The organism is Arthrobacter sp. GmRoot5-12 (assembly GCF_059739365.1).
Window position 1 is genome coordinate 2,558,419 of sequence record NZ_AP046056.1, and the last position, 18,117, is coordinate 2,576,535.

20 protein-coding genes are annotated in these 18,117 nt (G+C 66.6%); 7 read left to right on the plus strand and 13 right to left on the minus strand.

Translation table 11 applies throughout. From position 1 onward, the window contains the following. The first annotated feature begins 15 nt into the window (after positions 1–15). Entirely contained in the window at positions 16–411 is a 396-nt protein-coding gene (locus AC6JAM_RS11675) for a (R)-mandelonitrile lyase (protein ID WP_134165516.1), read from the plus strand. A 77-nt stretch (positions 412–488) separates the two neighbouring features. On the opposite strand, the gene AC6JAM_RS11680 is transcribed toward AC6JAM_RS11675, so the two are convergent. The 6 genes from AC6JAM_RS11680 to AC6JAM_RS11705 all read right to left on the minus strand — a co-directional run bounded on the left by AC6JAM_RS11680 (position 489) and on the right by AC6JAM_RS11705 (position 6,377). Next, positions 489–911: a universal stress protein gene (locus tag AC6JAM_RS11680; protein ID WP_018770619.1), complete on the minus strand. Its 423-nt coding sequence runs from the start codon at positions 909–911 to the stop codon at positions 489–491. Between the two features lie 111 nt (positions 912–1,022). Beyond that, a complete protein-coding gene (locus tag AC6JAM_RS11685; RefSeq protein ID WP_488315594.1) occupies positions 1,023–2,399 on the minus strand; it encodes an LLM class flavin-dependent oxidoreductase in 1,377 nt (458 codons plus the stop codon). 24 nt (positions 2,400–2,423) lie between these two features. After that, positions 2,424–3,182 carry an ABC transporter ATP-binding protein gene (locus AC6JAM_RS11690; RefSeq protein ID WP_018770617.1) on the minus strand — a complete coding sequence of 253 codons (759 nt, stop codon included), beginning with the start codon at positions 3,180–3,182 and terminating at the stop codon, positions 2,424–2,426. Beyond that, the gene (locus AC6JAM_RS11695) at positions 3,158–4,012 is read right to left on the minus strand and encodes an ABC transporter permease (protein WP_223992704.1); all 855 of its coding nucleotides are present in this window, start codon (positions 4,010–4,012) and stop codon (positions 3,158–3,160) included. The genes AC6JAM_RS11690 and AC6JAM_RS11695 overlap by 25 nt, the downstream gene beginning before the upstream one ends. After that, positions 4,009–5,127 carry an ABC transporter substrate-binding protein gene (locus AC6JAM_RS11700; RefSeq protein WP_497934715.1) on the minus strand — a complete coding sequence of 373 codons (1,119 nt, stop codon included), beginning with the start codon at positions 5,125–5,127 and terminating at the stop codon, positions 4,009–4,011. Before AC6JAM_RS11700 ends, AC6JAM_RS11695 begins: the two co-directional genes overlap by 4 nt. Before the next feature lie 356 nt (positions 5,128–5,483). Further along, complete coding sequence (locus AC6JAM_RS11705; protein WP_497934716.1) at positions 5,484–6,377, minus strand: helix-turn-helix transcriptional regulator; 894 nt, start codon at positions 6,375–6,377, stop codon at positions 5,484–5,486. Positions 6,378–6,517: 140 nt separating this feature from the next. Between AC6JAM_RS11705 and AC6JAM_RS11710 the strand changes: the two genes are divergently transcribed. Next, positions 6,518–7,534 carry a zinc-dependent alcohol dehydrogenase family protein gene (locus tag AC6JAM_RS11710; protein ID WP_018770613.1) on the plus strand — a complete coding sequence of 339 codons (1,017 nt, stop codon included), beginning with the start codon at positions 6,518–6,520 and terminating at the stop codon, positions 7,532–7,534. Between the two features lie 145 nt (positions 7,535–7,679). Then, the gene (locus tag AC6JAM_RS11715; RefSeq protein ID WP_144600240.1) at positions 7,680–8,720 is read left to right on the plus strand and encodes an NAD(P)-dependent alcohol dehydrogenase; all 1,041 of its coding nucleotides are present in this window, start codon (positions 7,680–7,682) and stop codon (positions 8,718–8,720) included. A 93-nt stretch (positions 8,721–8,813) separates the two neighbouring features. Here the strand turns inward: AC6JAM_RS11715 and AC6JAM_RS11720 are convergent, their stop codons facing one another. The 5 genes from AC6JAM_RS11720 to AC6JAM_RS11740 form a co-directional block, all read right to left on the minus strand. Beyond that, a complete protein-coding gene (locus AC6JAM_RS11720) occupies positions 8,814–9,851 on the minus strand; it encodes a nitronate monooxygenase (protein ID WP_018770611.1) in 1,038 nt (345 codons plus the stop codon). Between the two features lie 171 nt (positions 9,852–10,022). After that, positions 10,023–10,217, minus strand: a complete 195-nt coding sequence (locus tag AC6JAM_RS11725) for a hypothetical protein (protein ID WP_497934717.1) — start codon at positions 10,215–10,217, stop codon at positions 10,023–10,025. 318 nt (positions 10,218–10,535) lie between these two features. Further along, positions 10,536–11,267: a GAF and ANTAR domain-containing protein gene (locus AC6JAM_RS11730; RefSeq protein WP_497934718.1), complete on the minus strand. Its 732-nt coding sequence runs from the start codon at positions 11,265–11,267 to the stop codon at positions 10,536–10,538. A gap of 100 nt (positions 11,268–11,367) precedes the next feature. Continuing rightward, the gene (locus tag AC6JAM_RS11735; protein WP_134165464.1) at positions 11,368–11,718 is read right to left on the minus strand and encodes a hypothetical protein; all 351 of its coding nucleotides are present in this window, start codon (positions 11,716–11,718) and stop codon (positions 11,368–11,370) included. Positions 11,719–11,727: 9 nt separating this feature from the next. Further along, on the minus strand, positions 11,728–12,447 hold the full coding sequence (locus tag AC6JAM_RS11740; protein ID WP_223992695.1) for a GAF and ANTAR domain-containing protein: 720 nt from the start codon (positions 12,445–12,447) through the stop codon (positions 11,728–11,730). 67 nt (positions 12,448–12,514) lie between these two features. On the opposite strand from AC6JAM_RS11740, the gene AC6JAM_RS11745 reads away from it, so the two are divergent. Next, the gene (locus AC6JAM_RS11745; protein ID WP_018770606.1) at positions 12,515–13,249 is read left to right on the plus strand and encodes a GAF and ANTAR domain-containing protein; all 735 of its coding nucleotides are present in this window, start codon (positions 12,515–12,517) and stop codon (positions 13,247–13,249) included. Positions 13,250–13,280: 31 nt separating this feature from the next. Here the strand turns inward: AC6JAM_RS11745 and AC6JAM_RS11750 are convergent, their stop codons facing one another. Beyond that, a complete protein-coding gene (locus AC6JAM_RS11750; RefSeq protein ID WP_018770605.1) occupies positions 13,281–14,006 on the minus strand; it encodes a Type 1 glutamine amidotransferase-like domain-containing protein in 726 nt (241 codons plus the stop codon). Positions 14,007–14,088: 82 nt separating this feature from the next. Here AC6JAM_RS11750 and AC6JAM_RS11755 point away from each other — a divergent pair, with 82 nt between their 5' ends. The 3 genes from AC6JAM_RS11755 (at position 14,089) to AC6JAM_RS11765 (ending at position 15,687) form a co-directional block, all read left to right on the plus strand. Next, positions 14,089–14,421, plus strand: a complete 333-nt coding sequence (locus AC6JAM_RS11755; RefSeq protein ID WP_018770604.1) for an ArsR/SmtB family transcription factor — start codon at positions 14,089–14,091, stop codon at positions 14,419–14,421. A 12-nt stretch (positions 14,422–14,433) separates the two neighbouring features. Continuing rightward, complete coding sequence (locus AC6JAM_RS11760) at positions 14,434–14,931, plus strand: SRPBCC family protein (RefSeq protein ID WP_223992689.1); 498 nt, start codon at positions 14,434–14,436, stop codon at positions 14,929–14,931. Between the two features lie 156 nt (positions 14,932–15,087). Continuing rightward, on the plus strand, positions 15,088–15,687 hold the full coding sequence (locus AC6JAM_RS11765; RefSeq protein ID WP_497934719.1) for a DnaJ family domain-containing protein: 600 nt from the start codon (positions 15,088–15,090) through the stop codon (positions 15,685–15,687). A 133-nt stretch (positions 15,688–15,820) separates the two neighbouring features. On the opposite strand, the gene AC6JAM_RS11770 is transcribed toward AC6JAM_RS11765, so the two are convergent. Continuing rightward, positions 15,821–17,992, minus strand: a complete 2,172-nt coding sequence (locus AC6JAM_RS11770) for a transglycosylase domain-containing protein (RefSeq protein WP_497934720.1) — start codon at positions 17,990–17,992, stop codon at positions 15,821–15,823. Between the last annotated feature and the right edge of the window lie 125 nt (positions 17,993–18,117).

Below are 18,117 nucleotides of genomic sequence, written 5' to 3' on the forward strand. Positions count from 1 at the left end.
CATCAGGAGGAGAACATGAAGTACACCCAGAGCGGCGGCCAGACGGCGGCCGGGCCCAAGGAATGGTTCACGGGTACGGTCCAGATCGACGGGATCCGGAATCCGGATGAACAGTCAGCCATTGGCTGCGCGCACGTCCGGTTCGCGCCCGGCGCCCGGACCGCCTGGCACCACCACCCCATGGGCCAGACCCTCTACGTGACGGACGGCATCGGCCTGGTGGCCCGCCGCGGCGGCGAGGTCCAGGAAATCCGCCCCGGCGATGTGGTCTACATCGAACCCGGCGAGGAGCACTGGCACGGGGCCACCCCTGAGCGGTTCATGGCACACATCGCCATGCAGGAAGCCGACGGGAACGGACAGGTTGTCACCTGGCTCCGCCACGTGACCGATGAGGAGTACGGGGCGTAACTGACCGTTGCGCAGAAGGAGGGCGGACGACGCCGGGAGTTCCCGACGTCGTCCGCCCTCCTTGTGTGTGGGGCAGGTCAGTCCTCGTACGTGTTCGCGATGTAGACATCGCACGGGGCATTGTGCGCCACACTGTTGGCGACGCTGCCCAGGAGCCGGCCGATGCCGCGCATCCTGCGGTTGCCCACCACGATCAGCCGGGCATCCAGGCGGATGGCTTCCTTGATGAGGGAATCGGCCGGCTTGCCGCGGGCAGCGAAGTGGGTAATCTCCACTCCCGGCCGCGAGGCGCCGAGCGACTTTGCCACCATCTCCGAGCTGTCCGCGTTGGAGATGCGCACCTTGTCCGAGCCCACCCCGAAGGTTTCGGCGTTCTCCATTTCAAAGGCGGTCACCACATGGAGTGTCGCTCCCAGCGACTCCGCCAGCCCCAGCGCCACTTCCGCAGCCTTCCGTGCGGACGGGCTGGCGTCCACACCTACAACGATTACACCGCTCATGTCCTGCTCCTTCGTCCAGTCCTGGCCTTAATGTTCACTGCCAGTCTAGGGACTACCCCTCCCGGGCCCTCGTATCACACGGCCTGGGGCACCGTCTCATGGACCCGGCAGTCAGAACGCGGATCCAATCGAGGCAAGGCCGGCGGCGGACGCCCCCGCGTACCGGTTGGCCGGCCGTGGCAGGCCGTAGTGCTCCCGCAGGGTCCGGCCCGTGTATTCGGTCCGGAACAGGCTGCGCTCCTGCAGGATGGGCACCACCTGGTCCACGAAGGTTTCCAGCCCGGACGGGAGCACCGGCGGCATGATGTTGAAGCCGTCCGCCGCTCCGCCGTCGAACCATTCCTGGATGGCGTCCGCCACCTGCACCGGGGTGCCGGTGAAGGTGCGGTGCCCGCGGCCGCCGCCCAGGCGGCCGATCAGCTGCCGCACGGTGAGCTGCTCCCGGCGCGCCAGCTGGACGATCAGGGTGTAACGGCTCTTGGCGCCCTCGATCTCATCCTCGCTGGGCAGGTTGTCCGGCAGTTGCCGGTCCAGCGGCAGGTCCTCCGGGTCCACGCGCAGGGTCTTGGCCAGCTGGATCCGGGCGTATTCGGGCTTGATCAGCCGGTCCAGCTCGCGCTCCAGCTCCTGGGCTTCCTCCTCCGTGGCACCAATGACCGGCACGATGCCCGGCAGGATCTTGATGGCCTCCGGATCACGGCCGGCAGCCGCGGTGCGGGCCTTCAGGTCGCGGTAGAACTCCTGCGCATCGGCAAGGGTCTGGTGGGCGGTAAAGACGGCGTCCGCGTACCGGGCAGCGAGGTCCTTGCCGTCCTCGGACGAGCCCGCCTGGACGATCAGCGGGTGCCCCTGCGGTGAGCGGGGAACGTTCAGGGGACCGCGGACCTTGAAGTGCCTGCCCTCGTGGTCGATGGTCCGGATCTTGTCCGCGTCACCCCACACGCCTTCGGCCTTGTCGGCCAGCACGGCGTCGTCCTGCCAGCTGTCCCACAGCTTCTGCGCCACCTCGATGAACTCTGCGGCGCGCTCGTACCGGACAGCGTGGGCGGGCTGGTCGTCCACGCCGAAGTTGCGGGCGGCGTCCGGGCCGGCCGTGGTCACCACGTTCCACCCTGCCCGTCCGCCGCTGGCCCAGTCCACGGACGCGAAGCGGCGGGCCAGGTTGAAGGGCTCGTTGTAGGTGGTGGACGCGGTGGCGATCAGCCCGATCCGTTCGGTGGCGCCGGCGATCGCCGTCAGCAGCACCGTGGGCTCGAGCTTGCCGGCAGGACGGCGGCCCACCTCGCCGAACAGGACGGGGGAGTCGGCAAAGAAGATGGAGTCCAGCTTGCCGCGCTCGGCAGTCTGGGCGAGCAACTTGTAGTGCCCAATATCCGTGCTGGCCTGCGGATCGCTTTCCGGCAGCCGCCATGAGGCCTCGTGGTGGCCGGTGCTCATCAGGAACGCGTTCAGGTGGAGCCGGCGCCGGGGAGGGTTGTTGGAAGTCATGGGTAGTCCTTCGGGTCTGGTGGTTCAGTGGGTGGCGCCGACGACGCCAAGATCGGTGAGGAGGCCGCGGCGGAGGGCTTCATGCCCGGCCGCATCGGCGGAGGATCGGATCTCCGGCGTTACCGGGCGGACGGTGGCGATGCGGCCGTGGTCCAGGACCACGATCCGGTCTGCAAGCGCGATGGCCTCGTCCACGTCGTGCGTGACCAGCAGGACGGCTGGGCGGTGCGCGGCCACCAGGTCCTGGAGCAGCCCGTGCATCCTGATCCGGGTCAGCGCATCCAGGGCGCCGAACGGCTCGTCGGCCAGCAGCAGCTGGGGTTCGCGGACCAGTGAACGGGCCAGCGCCACGCGCTGCTGTTCGCCGCCGGACAGCTGGTGCGGCCATGCTTTTTCACGTCCGGCGAGCCCCACTTCGGCGAGGGCCTTGCGGGCGCGGGCTTCGGCGTCGTGCTCCCGGACGCCCAGGGTGACATTGCCCAGCACGCTGTCCCAGGGCAGGAGCCGCGAGTCCTGGAAAACCACGGAGACGCGGTCCGGGACGCTGATCACGCCGCTGCCCCGGACGTCGTGGTCCAGGCCGGCCAGGGCGCGCAGCAGGGTGCTTTTGCCGCAGCCGCTGGGTCCCAGCAGGGCCACGAACTCGCCGGGGGCGATGTCCAGGTCAACGCCGTTCAGGACTCCCTTCGGGCCGAATCCCCGGACCAGGTCCCGGACGGAAACGGCGGAACGTACGGGACGTGCGGGGCCGATGGCGGTCAGCCCGCCAGGGTGCGCTGCCATGAGAGGGCCTTTCGTTCGATGAAGCGGACAATGCCGTCGGAGAGGAGGCCAAGGATGCCGTAGACGGCCAAGCCCAGGACGATGATGTTGGTCTGGCCGTAGGTGCGGGCGAGCTCCATCATGTAGCCGATGCCGCTGGTGGCGTTGATCTGCTCCACCACCACCAGGGACACCCAGGCGCCGGTCACGGCGAAGCGCAGGCCCAGGAAGAACCCGGGCAGGGCACCGGGGAGGACCACCTTGCGGATGAAGCCGGCCCGGCTGAGCCCCACGGTCTGTGCGAGCTCCACGAAGCGCAGGTCGATGCCGCGCAGGCCCGCATGCGTCTGCAGGTACACCGGGACAAAGACGCCCAGGGTGATGGTGAGGACCTTCATGGTCTCGTCGATGCCGAACCACAGGATCAGCAGCGGGATCAGGGCCAGGCCGGGGATGGCGCGCTTGATCTGCACGGGCCCGTCGATGAGGGCCTCACCCACCCGGCTCAGCCCGGACAGGAGCGCCAGGACGGCGCCCACCAGGATGCCGAAGAAGAGCCCCAGGCCGGCGCGCTGGGCGGAAATGGCCAGGTTCTCCTGGAGCCGGCCGTCCGCGATGAGCTCACCGGCGGTGGCCACCACGGTCCAGGGCTCGGACAGGATCCTGGGGTCCAGGAGCCCTGTTGCGGAAGAGACTGTCCACAGCAGCAGCAAGGCGGACGGGCCCACCCAGGCGAGCTGCCGGCGTCGTCCGGGCCCCAGCCGCTTCCCTGCGGGCCGCACATCCGGCCGCCCTGCCGGTGCCGGATCCTGGTGGGCTGCCACCACGGGCCGGTCCAGTACGGCGCTCATGCGGCACCTGCCTTTCCGGCGGGCGCAAATGCCGTGCCGGCGAGGGCTTCAAACCTGGTGTCGTACAGTTCGGCCGCCGTCAGCTGCGGCTTCTTCTGCTCGCGTGCCAGGAGGTCGATGGTTTCCTGGTGCCTGGCGATCGCTTCGGTCCAGGCGGTGGGCAGGTCGCGCTTGCCGGTTGCATCGATCAGGTATTGGCCGTCCTCGCGGGACAGCCCCTGGTCCTTGACGTAGTAGCCGTCAAGCCACTCCGCCGGGTGGTCTTCGATCCAGCGCTGCGCCTTGCCCCAGACCTTCACGTAGGCGGCCAGGGCGGCGGCCTTGGCCGGATCGGCCAGGACCTTGGCGGGGGAGTAGAGGAGGCTGGGATCATCGCGCAGCCCGTGGCGGATGGTGGTGGCGCGGTCGGCCTTGTACTTGGCCAGGTAGCGTTTGATCTGGACCCCGCCCAGGGGAGCGGCGTCCACCTGTTTGCTGGCCAGCGCCGTGGCGTAGGCGTCCCCGGTGCTGGGCAGCTCCACCAGCTTGACGTCCTCCTGCCTGAGCCCGGCCTTGTCCAGGATCCGCAGCACCAGCGCACCCTGCGCCTGGCCCGGGCTGTAGGCCACTTTCTTGCCGCGCAGGTCTTCCAGGCGGCTGATGCCCGCTCCCGGGGCGACGCCCAGCTCATAAATGGGATGGTTCACGGCATCCTGGCGGTAGCCCGCGGCGATGATGCGGACGTCCAGGCCGGTCCAGGTGGCGTGGATGGGCGGGATGTCCGCCACGGACCCCACGTCCAGGGCGTTCGCCCGGAACGCCTCGGTGGTCTGCGGGCCGCCGGAGATGTTGGCGAACTCCACCGTGAAGCCGTCCAGGTCCTTGATCAGGCCGGACAGTTCCAGCGCCACTTTGATGCTGGGATCGCCCACCTTGATGGTGGTCCCGGCAGGCACCGAGGCAGCCAGCGGTTCCAGGGCGCCCTGGCTGATGCGGGCTCCGCCTGCGGTGGCGGTCCCGCCGCAGGCGGACAGCAGGCCGACGGCGGGAATCGCCAGAAGTGCGCCCAGCGCACGGCGGCGGGTGAATGCCGGGGAGCCGGGGCTGGAGTGGGGCGGGGGTGCTGGGAAGGACATGGTGTTCCTTTCGGGAAAAGATTCCGGGTACGACGACGGCACCCGGGGTGTGTGCCCGGGTGGACGTGTGAGGTGGGTGGGGCCGTCGGCGCGGCGGCGTGCCCGCGCTTTGGGCTGGTGCTTACGGCCTGGCCGGTGCCGTGAAAACACTTAAGCACGGTCCGCAGGGCGTTGGCCAGCAGCACGCAATGGAGGCTAAACGCTGCGAAACGGCGCTACTTATGGCGCCATCCGGCCGACAAACGCGGACCAATGGGGACAAGCCAGGCAACGCGGAGCCACGAACCGCAACGGGAGTACATGTGACTGGACGGCGAGTCGCGGGCGAAGGGCGGCGGCCGGTGAAGCCCTGTGGCCTAGGCGCGGACTTGGCCCTGGGCCATGTCCGCGATCTTCTCTGTGACGGCCCAGGAGGCCAGGAGCCTGAGTGCTTCCTCGGAGGGGCTGCCGGGAGTGGCGGGATACACGGTGAGCGTGTGCCCGGGGTCCTCTTCCAGGCCCAGGACCTGGTAGTTCAGTTCCAGGAGGCCCACCACGGGGTGCTGGAAGAACTTGGTTCCCGCGTAGTGGCGGCGGACGTTGTGCGCTGCCCAGAGTGTGCGGAACTCGTCACTCCGCATGGACAGTTCACCGATGAGTTCGGCGATGCCCTTGTCATGCGGGTTGCGGCCCGCCTCGCGGCGGAGGATGGCCACATTGGTGTTGGCGGCCCGGTCCCAGTCGGTGTAGAAGTTGTGGGCCCGGGGGTCAAGGAAGATGAACCGGGAGTGGTTGGCCGGCCGTGACGGGGCACGGTACATGTCCGAGTAGAGGGCGTAGCCCAGGGTGTTGGCGGCCACGATGTCCATCCGGTTGTTGCCGATGAACGCAGGTGCCCCGGTGATGGTGTCCAGGAGGTACTGCAGCTCGGGCCGGACTTTCGAGGGCGCGGAACCGCCTGCGCCCGCAGCCCTCTTCCGGCCCGACGTGTTGGCCGCCCGGGCCAGGTCGTAGAGGTGGTCGTGTTCCGCGCGGTCCAGTTCCAGGGCACCGGCAATGGCATCCAGGACACTGTCCGAAACGCCGCTGAGGTTCCCGCGTTCCAGCCGGGTGTAATAGTCCACGCTGACGCCCGCCAGCCGGGCCACCTCCTCGCGGCGCAGCCCCGGTACGCGCCGCCGGCCGCCGTACGGTTCGATGCCGGCCTGCTCAGGGGTGATGCGCCCACGGCGGGAGGACAGGAACTGTCGGACCTCGGCTCGGTTATCCATGGGGACCACGTTACGACCATCGGCATCGCCCTAAGGAGGTTCTGCCAGAACCAGTTACAGCAGGGCCCTCGCCAACATTCCCCGGGCCGGGTTTGATGGGATTGTCCGTTTTCAGCTTTCCACCCCTTGGAGGACCCAGCATGCGCGCAGCCATCATGCACGCCCCCGGAGACGTGCGCGTCGAGGACCGTGACAAACCCGCCATCAGGCAGCCCAGCGACGCGGTCATCAAACTCGTTGCCGCCTGTGTCTGCGGGTCCGACCTCTGGCCCTACCGGGGCGCAGACAAACTGGCCAAACCCATGCCGATGGGCCACGAATACGTGGGAATCGTCGAAGAAGTGGGCGCCGACGTGAAGAATGTCCGCCCCGGCCAGTTCGTGGTTGGCTCCTTCTTCGCCTCGGACAACACCTGTGAGATCTGCCGCTCCGGCTACCAAAGCGGCTGCGTCCACCGGCAGGGCGTGGGCGGTGCGCAGGCTGAGTACCTGCGCGTCCCGCTGGCGGACGGCACCCTGGTGGCCACGCCGGAGATGCCCGACGCCGGCATGGTTCCGTCGCTGCTTGCCGCCTCCGATGTCCTGGGCACGGGATGGTTTGCCGCCAAGGCGGCCGAAGCGGGACCAGGCAAAACCGTGGCGGTGGTGGGCGACGGCGCCGTGGGGCTTTTGGGGATCCTGGCCGCACAGCAGATGGGCGCCGAACGCATCATTGCCATGTCCCGCCACGCCGACCGGCAGGCCCTGGCCCGCGAATTCGGCGCCACCGACATCGTCGAGGAGCGCGGGGACGCAGGCGTGAAGAAGATCAAGGAACTCACGGGCGGGCTCGGCGCACACTCGGTCATCGAGGCCGTTGGCACGCAGGAATCCATGCTGCAGGCAATCCACGCCACCCGTGCCGGCGGCCATGTGGGCTTCGTCGGTGTCTCCCATGACGTGGCGCTGCCAGGCCGGGACCTGTTCTACTCGCACGTCCACCTGCACGGCGGTCCCGCTCCGGTCCGACAGTACCTTCCCGAGCTGATCGACCTGATCCTCCGTGGCGACATCAACCCCGGAAAGGTGTTCGACCTCGAACTCCCCTTGGACCAGGCAGCAGAGGCGTACAAGGCCATGGACGAACGCCGCGCCATCAAGGTGCTCCTCCGGCCCTGACGTTTCACCGGCTTGGCCAGGCTGCGGAGGGTAGGACTGCCAAGACCAGGTACAACAGGGCCACTCTGGCCCCACCTTTTCCGGGGTTTGATCCGAACAACCCCGGTAGCATTTCAGTTATCCCCCAACAGATCACAGGAGAACCATGACTACCGTCAAGGCTTATGCATCCCCGTCCGCCACGGAGGACCTGGTGGCAACCACCATTGAGCGCCGCGAGGTGGGTCCCCACGACGTCATGATCGACATCAAGTTCGCCGGCATCTGCCACTCGGACATCCACACTGTCCGCGGCGACTGGGGCCCGCAGCAGTACCCGCTGGTTCCCGGCCACGAAATCGCGGGCATCGTTACCGAGGTGGGCTCCGCGGTGACCAAGCATGCCGTTGGCGACCGTGTTGGTGTTGGCTGCATGGTCAACTCCTGCAAGGAGTGCGCCAACTGCCAGAAGGGCGAGGAACAGTACTGCCTCAAGGGCAACGTTGGCACGTACGGCGCCGTTGACCGCGACGGCACCATCACCCAGGGCGGCTACTCCACCCACGTTGTGGTGACCGAGGACTTCGTGGTGACCATCCCCGAGGGCATCGAACTCGATGTCGCCGCACCGCTGCTGTGCGCCGGCATCACCACCTACTCACCGCTGCGGCACTGGGGCGCCGGTCCCGGCAAGAAGGTCGCCGTCGTCGGCCTCGGCGGCCTGGGCCACATGGCCGTCAAGCTCGCCCACGCCATGGGCGCCGACGTGACTGTCCTGTCCCAGTCGCTGAAGAAGCAGGAAGACGGCCTGCGCCTGGGCGCTGACAGCTACTTCGCCACCAGCGATCCCGCCACGTTTGAGGTGCTCGCCGGCTCCTTCGACCTCATCATCAACACGGTCAGCGCTTCAATCGACATCAGCTCCTACCTCGGCCTGCTGAAGCTTGACGGCGCACTGGTCAACGTTGGTGCTCCTGCCGAGCCGCTTCCCGTCAATGCGTTCGCACTGATCGGCGGCCGCCGCTCCTTCGCCGGTTCCATGATCGGCGGCATCCGCGAGACCCAGGAGATGCTCAACTTCTGCGCCGAGCACGGCCTGGGCGCCGAGGTCGAGGTCATCCCGGCTGAGAAGATCAACGAAGCCTACGAGCGCGTCCTTGCCTCGGACGTCCGCTACCGCTTCGTGATCGACACCGCCACCCTCTAAAGCACCACCCCCGCGCGGCGGGCCGGCTCCGAAAGGGGCCGGCCCGCCGTCGTCCGTGGCAGAAGCAGCAGCCGTGGCAGAAGCATCAACCCGCTACGGGGCGAGGCTCTTGAGGATCGCCGCCGCGGGGCCGTCCACGGCATGCCGGTAGTTGATGCCGGCCCACAGGTTCAGCCAGTCCGGCTCGCCGGCGGCTGCAGCCGCTGCCCGCAGGGGAGTGGTCAGGTGGTGGATCTCCGGGTAGCCGTAGGGGGCATCGGGGTCGTGGCGGCGCATGAATTCGTTGTAGAGGCCGCGGGCGTTGCGGCCCGAGAAGGCGCGGGTGACGGCGGTGGTGGTGAACCGCTCCGATGACGACAACGCGGCCCGGTGCGCCGCCTTGGTTCCCGCTTCATCCGCGCGGAGGAAGGCGGTTCCGGCCTGGACCGCCGCGGCACCCACGGCGAGGGCAGCCCGCGTGTCATCGGGCGTGGCAATCCCGCCGGCCGCGATGAGCGGCACCTCAAGGTCGGAGAGCTCTTCGAGGATGCCATGCAGGGGCACCTCGGGAGGCGGAACATCCGCCTTGAACGTCCCGCGGTGGCCGCCGGCTTCCGGGCCCTGGACGCACAGGGCGTCGGCGCCTGCCTCAAGCGCCTGAAGCGCTTCGCCGCGGTCCGTCACCGTGGCGACCACATACACACCCTGCTTTTGGAGGGCCTGGACCACGCCGGTAGCGGGAACGTCGAAGGTGAAGGACACAACGGCCGGCGCGAGCTCCAGCAGGACCTCGAGCTTTTTGTCCCAGTCGTCATGGTCATGCCGTGGCTCGCCCAGGCTGACACCGAAGCGCTCGGCGTCAGGGGCCAGGGACGCCGCGTACTGCTGAAGGGACGCCGGGCTGATGACCGACGGCTGGGGAACGAACAGGTTGACCCCGAACGCCCGGCTGGTGAGTGAGCGCACCGTCTCAATCTCGGAGCGCATCGCCGCGGCGGTCTTGTATCCGGCCGCGAGGAAGCCGAGGCCGCCGGCGGCAGTGGCAGCCGCCGCGAGCTGAGGTGTGGAGGGCCCGCCTGCCATCGGTGCCTGGATGATCGGCACTGCCAGGGACCCGAGGTTGAACCGGCCGGGCTTTTGCTGGGTATCCATGTTTCCTCCCCGTCCTGCTGCGCGTACCTCACGAATGCTACGCCGTTCCGCGGCGGCGGGCTGCGCCAGGTTGTGCGGTCAGGGCCCCCGTCCCCGCGGGGCAGCAAAAAAAGCGCGGACGACGGCGGGTGGTTCCCCGGCGTCGTCCGCGCCCCTTGGTGGTGGGAGTGCCTAGAGGGCCAGTGCCGCCTCGTCGCCGCGCACACTCAGGGTGAAGGTGTTGGGCCCGCTGCACGTGACATCGATGCGGCAGGTGGTGGTGTTGTGGCGCGACGACAGGTCGCTGACCGCGGAATCGAGGGTCTCGTGGAGTGAGGTACGGTCCCAGATCTTCAGGGTCAAGGATTCGGCAGTATTAAACGTCATTGTTCAGACTTTCCTGTATCAAGCCGGCGCTGCGTCCGGTCAATTGGCCTGTCCGCGCTCAGAGGATCGGTGGCCGGTGCTCACCGGTGGGCCTCGTTGCGTCACCAGGATGTCAAGGGCCGATGTGTCCGGCCCTGCCCTTCCATAGTGCCCATGACGAAAGTGCCTGCTCAACCAAAATGCCCTATTATTGCGAGTGATTCTCATCACTTGTGAGCGGGCGCACAGTCCACTCCGGCGTTACGGAAGCGCAGTGCTGCTCCACGCCGTTGCTCGTCGGCTTCGATCAGCTGGTCCGGCCGCCGGTCCATTCGGCATTCATCTTTTACCCCCACCCGGATCGGCATTAAGGCTGCCCCTCGCCACGATCTCCCGCGCAATCTCCTGGATCCGGCGGTTGCCGGATGCGGCAGCGGCCTGGAGGAGGTCCAGTGCGCCGTCCCGGCCGCCGCGGGCCTGGAGCATAACCAGCGCAATGGCCGCGTCAACCACCGCGCGCGACTTCAGTGCGGCCCGCAGGTCCTCGGAAAAGACCTCGGGGGCGTGGAGCCGCAGGGCGAGCCGAAGGATGCGGGACATCGACGCCGCCTGGTCCTCCACCAGCTTGACGGTCTCGGGGTCGAAGGCATGGACAGCATGCGCGTAGCAATTGAGGGCCGCTTGGGAAAGGGGCTCCGTGCGGATGGGTACCTCCAAAACCGAGCGCACACCCAGCTTTGCAACGGCATAGGTGTACGGTGCCCACCTCTGGTCAAGCTGCAGGTCGTCGATCAATACGCTGCGCTGCTCCCTGAGCGCGGCGAGGCATGGGCCTATGCCAAAGGCGTACTGGGTCTCGTCCAGCCGGCGGCCCTCTTCGCTGCTGTAGGCAAACGTGGACAGGGCGCCGTCGCGCTCCACGGTGACCGTACATGCCACCGGCGTCCCGTCTCCCCCCAGCTGCGACGCGGATATGGTCGCAAGGCCCAGGAGGAACTGCGAAAATTCCGGGGTGTTGAGCAATAAATCCTGATACTGGTCTGCGGTGGTGACTGCATCGTTGTTGGCCATAAGGCCTCAATCCCTAGTTGCGCCAGTGATCCTTTATTCGACACTACGCCTGTAAAGGGGATTCCGAACAGGGTTTGATGCCCGTCTCACTGATGCTGCTTCAGGAGCTTGGCGCGGCGGCGCCTGGTTCGCTGCCGCCGTCGTCATCCCCTTCCGCATCCCCATCCGCATCCTCTTCCGCGGCCTCCGGCCTGGATGTGAAGTCATTGGAGTAGGGCGCACGCGGCCGCGGCCGCTCGTCAATCAACTCGTTCGCCGCAAGCGCCAGCAGGTCGCGCTGGATCGGCGGCAGCGAGAGAAGGCCCTGCAGGTAGGCCTCCACCTCATATTCGCCTGCGTCTCCGGACATGCCAAAGTACTTCAACCACAGCTCCGACACGGAGATATCCGCTGCCCTGAGGGCTGCACGGAGCCGGCGCCTTTGTTCCGGTTCGTGTGGATCGAAACCCATCCGCGCTGCCTAAATCCCGGACGCCGGCGTCCCGGCCAGAATGGATTCGCTGATGTTCAGCAGGGTGGTGCGCTCGTTCCGCGCCTGGTTCATCAGCTGTTGCAGCGCCGCCTTGTGCGTCGTGCCCAGGCGTTCCATCACCACACCGCAGGCGCGGTTGATGACATCCCTGCTGTGGAGCGAAGTCTGCAGCCCTTCCGTCATTTTGCGCGGAGCTTCGCTTCCTTGGACGTGCGACAGAAGGGTCGCGGCCGGCCCGGCGAACAGTTGAATCAGCCGCACGCTGGTTTCGTCGTAGCCGGACGGTGTGGCGGCATACAGTTTGAGGGCGCCGATCGCTTCCTTGCCGGCCATCAACGGTGCACTCACCACTGACCGGATGGGCAGTTCCCGCACCGAGTCCCGCCATAGCGGCCACCGCATGTCGTCGTGGAGGTCCTGGACCAGGACGGGAATCTCTGCCGCCCAGGCTGTCAGGCAGGGACCTTCGCCATGGCGGTACTGTTCGGCGTCAGCCTGTTCCACCACCCCGTCGGTGTAGCCGCTGCTGGTCCGCCGGCCCCGGGAGTCAAGCAGGGACACGCCAGCACCGATGGTGCCCGGGACTGACTCCTTGGCGGCCCGCGCCAGGAGGCTGACCGCGGTGCCCACCTTTTCCTCTGTCAGCAACAATCCCTGAATCCGAGCAATCACAATGCTGAGCTCGTCAATGGGCAGGTGCTGGGGCATCTCTCCAGCATATGTTAACCACTTGGCGTCTCCACGCGCCGCTTGGCTGCAACAGTAGGATTGCAGCATGTCGACATCAGCAGATAACGAGTCGGTCCGTCAGCTGCAGGAAATCCTGGTGGGCGCGGAGGGCATTGTGGATTTCCTGTCCGGGCTGTCGGGCATGGCTGCCGCAGCGGTCTCCGAAGCTGCGAACGACACGATCGAGTGTGCTGTCACCCTCAAAGTCCGGCGGCGTCCTGCCACTGCAGCCGGCAGCAGCGACCGTGCGCTGGAGCTCGACCACATAGAGCAGCTGTTGGGCGACGGGCCTTGCGTCCGTGCCCTCCGGGAGATGACTCCGATCATGATTGACGACGTCGCAGAAGACCCGAGATGGCCGGACTTCAACAAGAAGCTGGCCGAACACAGCGTGCGCAGCAGCCTTGGCGTGCCGTTGGTGATAACCGGTGATGCAAGGGCGGCGTTGAACTTTTTCGCCGCCAAACCCCACGCGTTCACCGCTGATGTATACGATAAGGCAGTTGGTTTCGCTGGTGCCGCCCACAACACCATGCAGCTCTCCGTGCGCATCAACACGAGCGAAAACCGGGCCGACGACCTGGAAGCCGCCCTTGAGAGCAGGACCGCCATCAATCTGGCCTGCGGCGTGATCATGGCGCAGAACCGATGCTCGCAGGAAGAGGCGATGGAGATCCTCACCAAGGTCTCAAGCAACCGCAACCGTAAGCTCCGGGATGTTGCCAAGGAACTGATTGAGCAGTTGTCCGGCACCAGCGTCCGCACGCACTTCGACTCGTAGCCGGCAGGTTGCCAACCTGATCCCGGCCCGGTCAGTATGCAGATCTTACGGATACGACGGCGGTCCCTCCGCTTCGGTGAACGTCCCAGCAGTGGCCGCTGCCGATGACGTCGTAGTCCCCGTCGCCCAAGGCCGCTAAAACCACGGCTGTTTGCTCGTCAATGGCCACCGCCCTTTCCACCAGGCCAGCTGCCACGGCGCCCACGGCACGGCTCAGCGTCCCGGCCTGGGCGGCATGGACATCCACGGAAAACCCGGCCAGCCCCAGACCCTCGCGGAAATCCACTGAGTCCAGGCCCTCCGAGCACTCTTCGCCGCAAACTTCCACTCCGTTGACCTTGTATCCGCCAACCAACGCCCGCCGGGGTGCCACCATGGCGCCGGCGGAAAACCCCAGATAGGGTGCGCCGTCGGCAACCAGGCGCCGTATCGTTGCGGCCGCGGGGTGCAGGGCCTCCCAATAGGCCGGTGTGAGACCGCCGCCCACCACGACCGCATCGACTTTCGCGAAAGCGCCGGGGTCGGCAGGCTTGCCGTCTGGAAGCGGTACGGCAGCAATTTCGCACTCGATCCTGGCCTGGAGGGGTTCGGCGCAGGCGGCCACGAGTTCCTGCAGGTTGCCGCCGCGTTGGTGCACGGCTACGGCGATGCGGGGAGTCCGGCGGCCGGCATGTTCCCGGACGTCGAGTGCGAACCGGTCGAAGACCTCCTGGAATGCCAGCGGATCCGGGCCCGCCCCGGCGAGGAAGATGCTCATGGCCTTCAAGATACCGGCACGGCCGGGGTGCCCACGGCAGGACCATTGACGCACGTCCAACTGAGGGCTAATCTACAACCAAATGGTTGTAGATACGCTGACTGAGACTGAGCTGGACCGCCTCTTCCAGGCGTTCGCCGATTCCACCAGGCGGGACATCGTCCGCCGGGTGACTGTCGGCGAGTACTCCGTTTCCGGCCTGGCGGCGCTTTATGCCATGAGTTTTGCGGCCGTCCAGAAGCATGTGGCGGTGTTGGCGCGGGCATCCCTGGTCACCAAGGAAAAACGCGGAAGGGAGCAGATCGTGCGGGGCAATCATGAAGGACTGCGGAAAGCCCGGCAGCTGCTCGACGAATATGAACAAATCTGGCGGCAGCGCGCCGCCAGGATGGCAGACATTCTCGCTGAAGGTTAGGAAGGCATTGCCATGGCAGTCATCACTATGGACAAGAACCCGGAGGCGCTGACCCTCACCCTGGTCGCAGAGTTCGACGCCGGCGTCGATCGTGTGTGGCAGCTGTGGGAGGACCCCCGCCAGCTGGAGCGCTGGTGGGGCCCACCCACTTGGCCGGCCACATTCCACAAACTGGAATTCGTCCCCGGCGGCCGTGCCAACTACTACATGACCGGCCCGGAGGGGGAGAAGGCCCACGGCTGGTGGGAATTCACAGCGATTGATGCCCCGCGGACGCTGCAGTTCGACGACGGGTTCGCGGACGACGACGGCAATCCCACCGGCGACCTGGGCGTCACCCACGCCACGGTCACGTTGGAGCCGCTGGGGGAGCGTACCCGCATGACCATCCAATCGTCCTTTGAATCCGAGGAGCAGTTGGAGCAGATGGTGGCCATGGGCATGGAGGAGGGCCTGAAGGGAGCCGTGGGCCAGATCGACGGCATCCTCGCCGAGCACGCCCACGCCTGACTGCACGGTTGCCACGACGAACTCCCGCCACAGCATCTGGTGGGCGGACGACGGCGGGACGTCCCGCCGTCGTCCGCCCACCTTTGCCGTTGAACAAGGAAGCCGCCCGTTGAAATACTGGAAGGTGGTTCAGGCCGAGGGAAGGCGGTGGCAGCAATGAGCGGCGGGACAGGGGATTTCCGGAAGCGCCTGGAGAGGGCAGTGGAGCTCCGTTCATTCCGCGGCGCCGGCATCAGTGCCGAGGAGGAAGCCGCGCTGGACGCCCTCGACGAGAGGGAGCGTGAGAAGCGGAGGAAAGTCAGTGATGCCGCCCGCGCCGAGTACCTGGTCCGGGACGCCATGGCACAGGGCAAGTTCGACAACCTCAAGTACGCGGGCAAACCGATCCCCGGCCTGGGGGACTCGTACGATCCCGACTGGTGGGTCAAGGGGCTGATCCAGCGGGAACATATCAGCGGCCTGGGCCCGGCTGCCATCCTGCTCCGCGCCGAGGACGCTGAGCTCGAAGCCAAGCTGGATACCCAGTACACCGAGCAGCAGGTCCGGGACCTCCTTCAGGATTTCAACCGGCGCGTGATCGATGCCCGCCGCCAGCTGCAGGGCGGGCCGCCGGTGGTCACCAAGACCCGTGACGTGGAGGAGGAAGTGGAGCGCTGGCGCAGCCGGCGTGCGGCGCGGAGTGTGGAAGTTCCTGCCGAACCGGAGCCCCAGCGTTCCTGGTGGAAGCGGTTGTGGAAGGGGACGGGCCAGGAATAAGGGTTCCACTGCTCATGGACCTGGCTGGCAGATGTGGGGACAGTTAACGGCGGTCAGCTGGTTTTCCACATAGGGCTTTTGGCTGGCTGTCGCTGTCGGACCCTGAGGTCTGCCGCTCCGCTGAAGCCAGGGCCTACGGCTTCGGGGTGGGGCTGGGACCAATCATCGAAGCGGGAGGCGGCGCGAACGGGGTTGCGGGATAAAGCGGCGCCACCTTGAGCATGTAGTTGGCCCACTGTGGACCGGCGATCATGTATCCGTCCAGCCGGGGGTAGAAGGTGCCGTTGATGGTCACGTTTTGTCCTGGCCGCTTTTGGCCTTCCAGGGCATCCCCGAAGAAGGAAGCGGTGACCATGCCGGTGGTGTATCCCACCACCCAGGTGGAACCGTTGTTGTTCGAGGTCCCGGTCTTGGCTGCGGTGGGGACCTTGTCCTGGACCTTCGGGTTGATCCAGACACCGGAGCCCTTCTTCAGGACATCCTGCAGTACCGAGTTGACGCCGCGGGCTACGTCCGGTTTGACGGCATCGTGGCAGTCCGGGGCCTGGGCGGGCAGCTTCGCCCCGGCTGCATCCGTGACATCAACCAGTCCAATGGGTGCGCAGAAGCGGCCGTCCGTGGCGAAAGTGGCAAAGGCATTGGCAAGGGTAAGGGGGGCAACGCCGGTTCCGCCCAGCAGGTTGCCCAGCTGGTGCATGTTGACCGGGGTGCTGTCGAGGCCACTGTGCAGCCCGACGGCATCCACCATCTTCTGGATGCCGCAGAAGTCCAGCTGCGCCGCCGCGGCGAAGGTGGCGGTATTGATCGAGTTGTACAGGCCGTAGTTGACGGGCATCGGCCGGTAGAAGCCGTCCTCGGCATTCTGCAGGTCGTCGGCAGCACCAAGGGCGGGGTTTGCCTGCGCGGTGCTGTAGGCTCCCAGCACCTTTCCGCAGCTGTCCTTCCACGGGAACCCCAGGGGATAGACGCGGCGTGAGGCGTCCACTTCGGCGGTGATCGACTTTCCCTCGTTCAGCCACTCCGCAAAGGTGAAGGGCTTCATGGTGGACCCGGGCTGGAAACCTCCGGCGCCGTTCAGGTCGTTGCCCTGGGCGTCCTTGGCATCCACGTTGAAGTTGAGGTTGGTGTCGAACTTGCCGGGTTGCGGAAGGAACACCGTGTTTTGGGCCATCGCCAGGATCTTGCCGCTGCCGGGCTGGATGATTACCAGCGAAGCTGCCCACCGGTCAGGATTTGCGCCTGCGGTGCCGTCAACCTGGGCCTGTGCGGCGGCCTGAAGCCTGCTGTCCAGGGTGGTGACGATAGTGAGCCCACCCCGGTACAGCCTTCGTTCCCGTTCAGGTTCCGTCGGGCCGTAGGCGGGATTGTTGAGGATCAGGTGCGAGATGTAATCGCAGAAGTACGGCGCGATGGCCGCATTGGCGCAACCCTGCTGCTGGGGCGTGATCTTCAATTCAATCGGAGCGGCCACGGCCTCGTCATGCTGGGCCTGGGTGATCTTGCGCAGGCGCAGCATCTCGGACAGGACCTGGTTGCGGCGCACAATGGACTTGTCCGGGTTGGTGGCCGGGTTGTACAGGGTTGGGCTGTTGACCAGCCCGGCCAGCAAGGCTGCCTGGGGAAGGGTGAGGTCTTTCGCGCTGGTGCTGAAGAAGTAGCGTGCCGCGGCTTCAATTCCGTAGGCGTTGCTGCTGAAGAACACGATGTTGAGGTAACCCTCAAGGATCTGGTCCTTGGTGTACTTCTTCTCCAGCGTGATGGCGAGCTTCATTTCCCGCAGTTTGTCGCCAAGGGTCTTCTGCCCGTTCAGCACCACCGCGTCCGGCCTGTCCTGTGAGAGCTGTGCCTCGTTCAGGACGTTGGTGACGTACTGCTGGGTGATGGTCGAGGCGCCCTGCTCGCCGCCCTTGGTCAGGTTGGACACCATCGCCCGCAGGATCCCCTGCGGATCAACACCCGCATGGTCGTAAAACCTGCTGTCCTCGATGGCGACAATGCCGGTCTTGATGAAGGGCGACATCTGGTCCAGCGGTACCCGCACACGGTTCTCCGTGTAAAACGTGGCGATCGGTTGCCCATCGGCGGTCAGGACCTTCGTAGCCTGCGAGGGCGGCTGCACCGTCAATTCCGCCGGCAGGCTTTCGAAGAAGCCAATGGAGGAACTGACGCCCATCCCGGCGGCTGCCACAGCCGGAACCACCAGGCTGGCTGCCAGCACGCCGCACATGACGCTCGCTGCAAGGAACCCCAGGACCCGTCCCAGGGCCGCGCCAAAACCGCCCCTGCGCTTCCGCTTCTTCACCATTCCTCAGCCCTCGTCCTGTGAGGTGGGAACAGGATACGCCCCTGCCAAGGGCCGAAACAGGGGCGGAAGGTCAGGATTTGGTCACACCGAACCATTGACCAAGCGATAGTTACCGACATATCGTT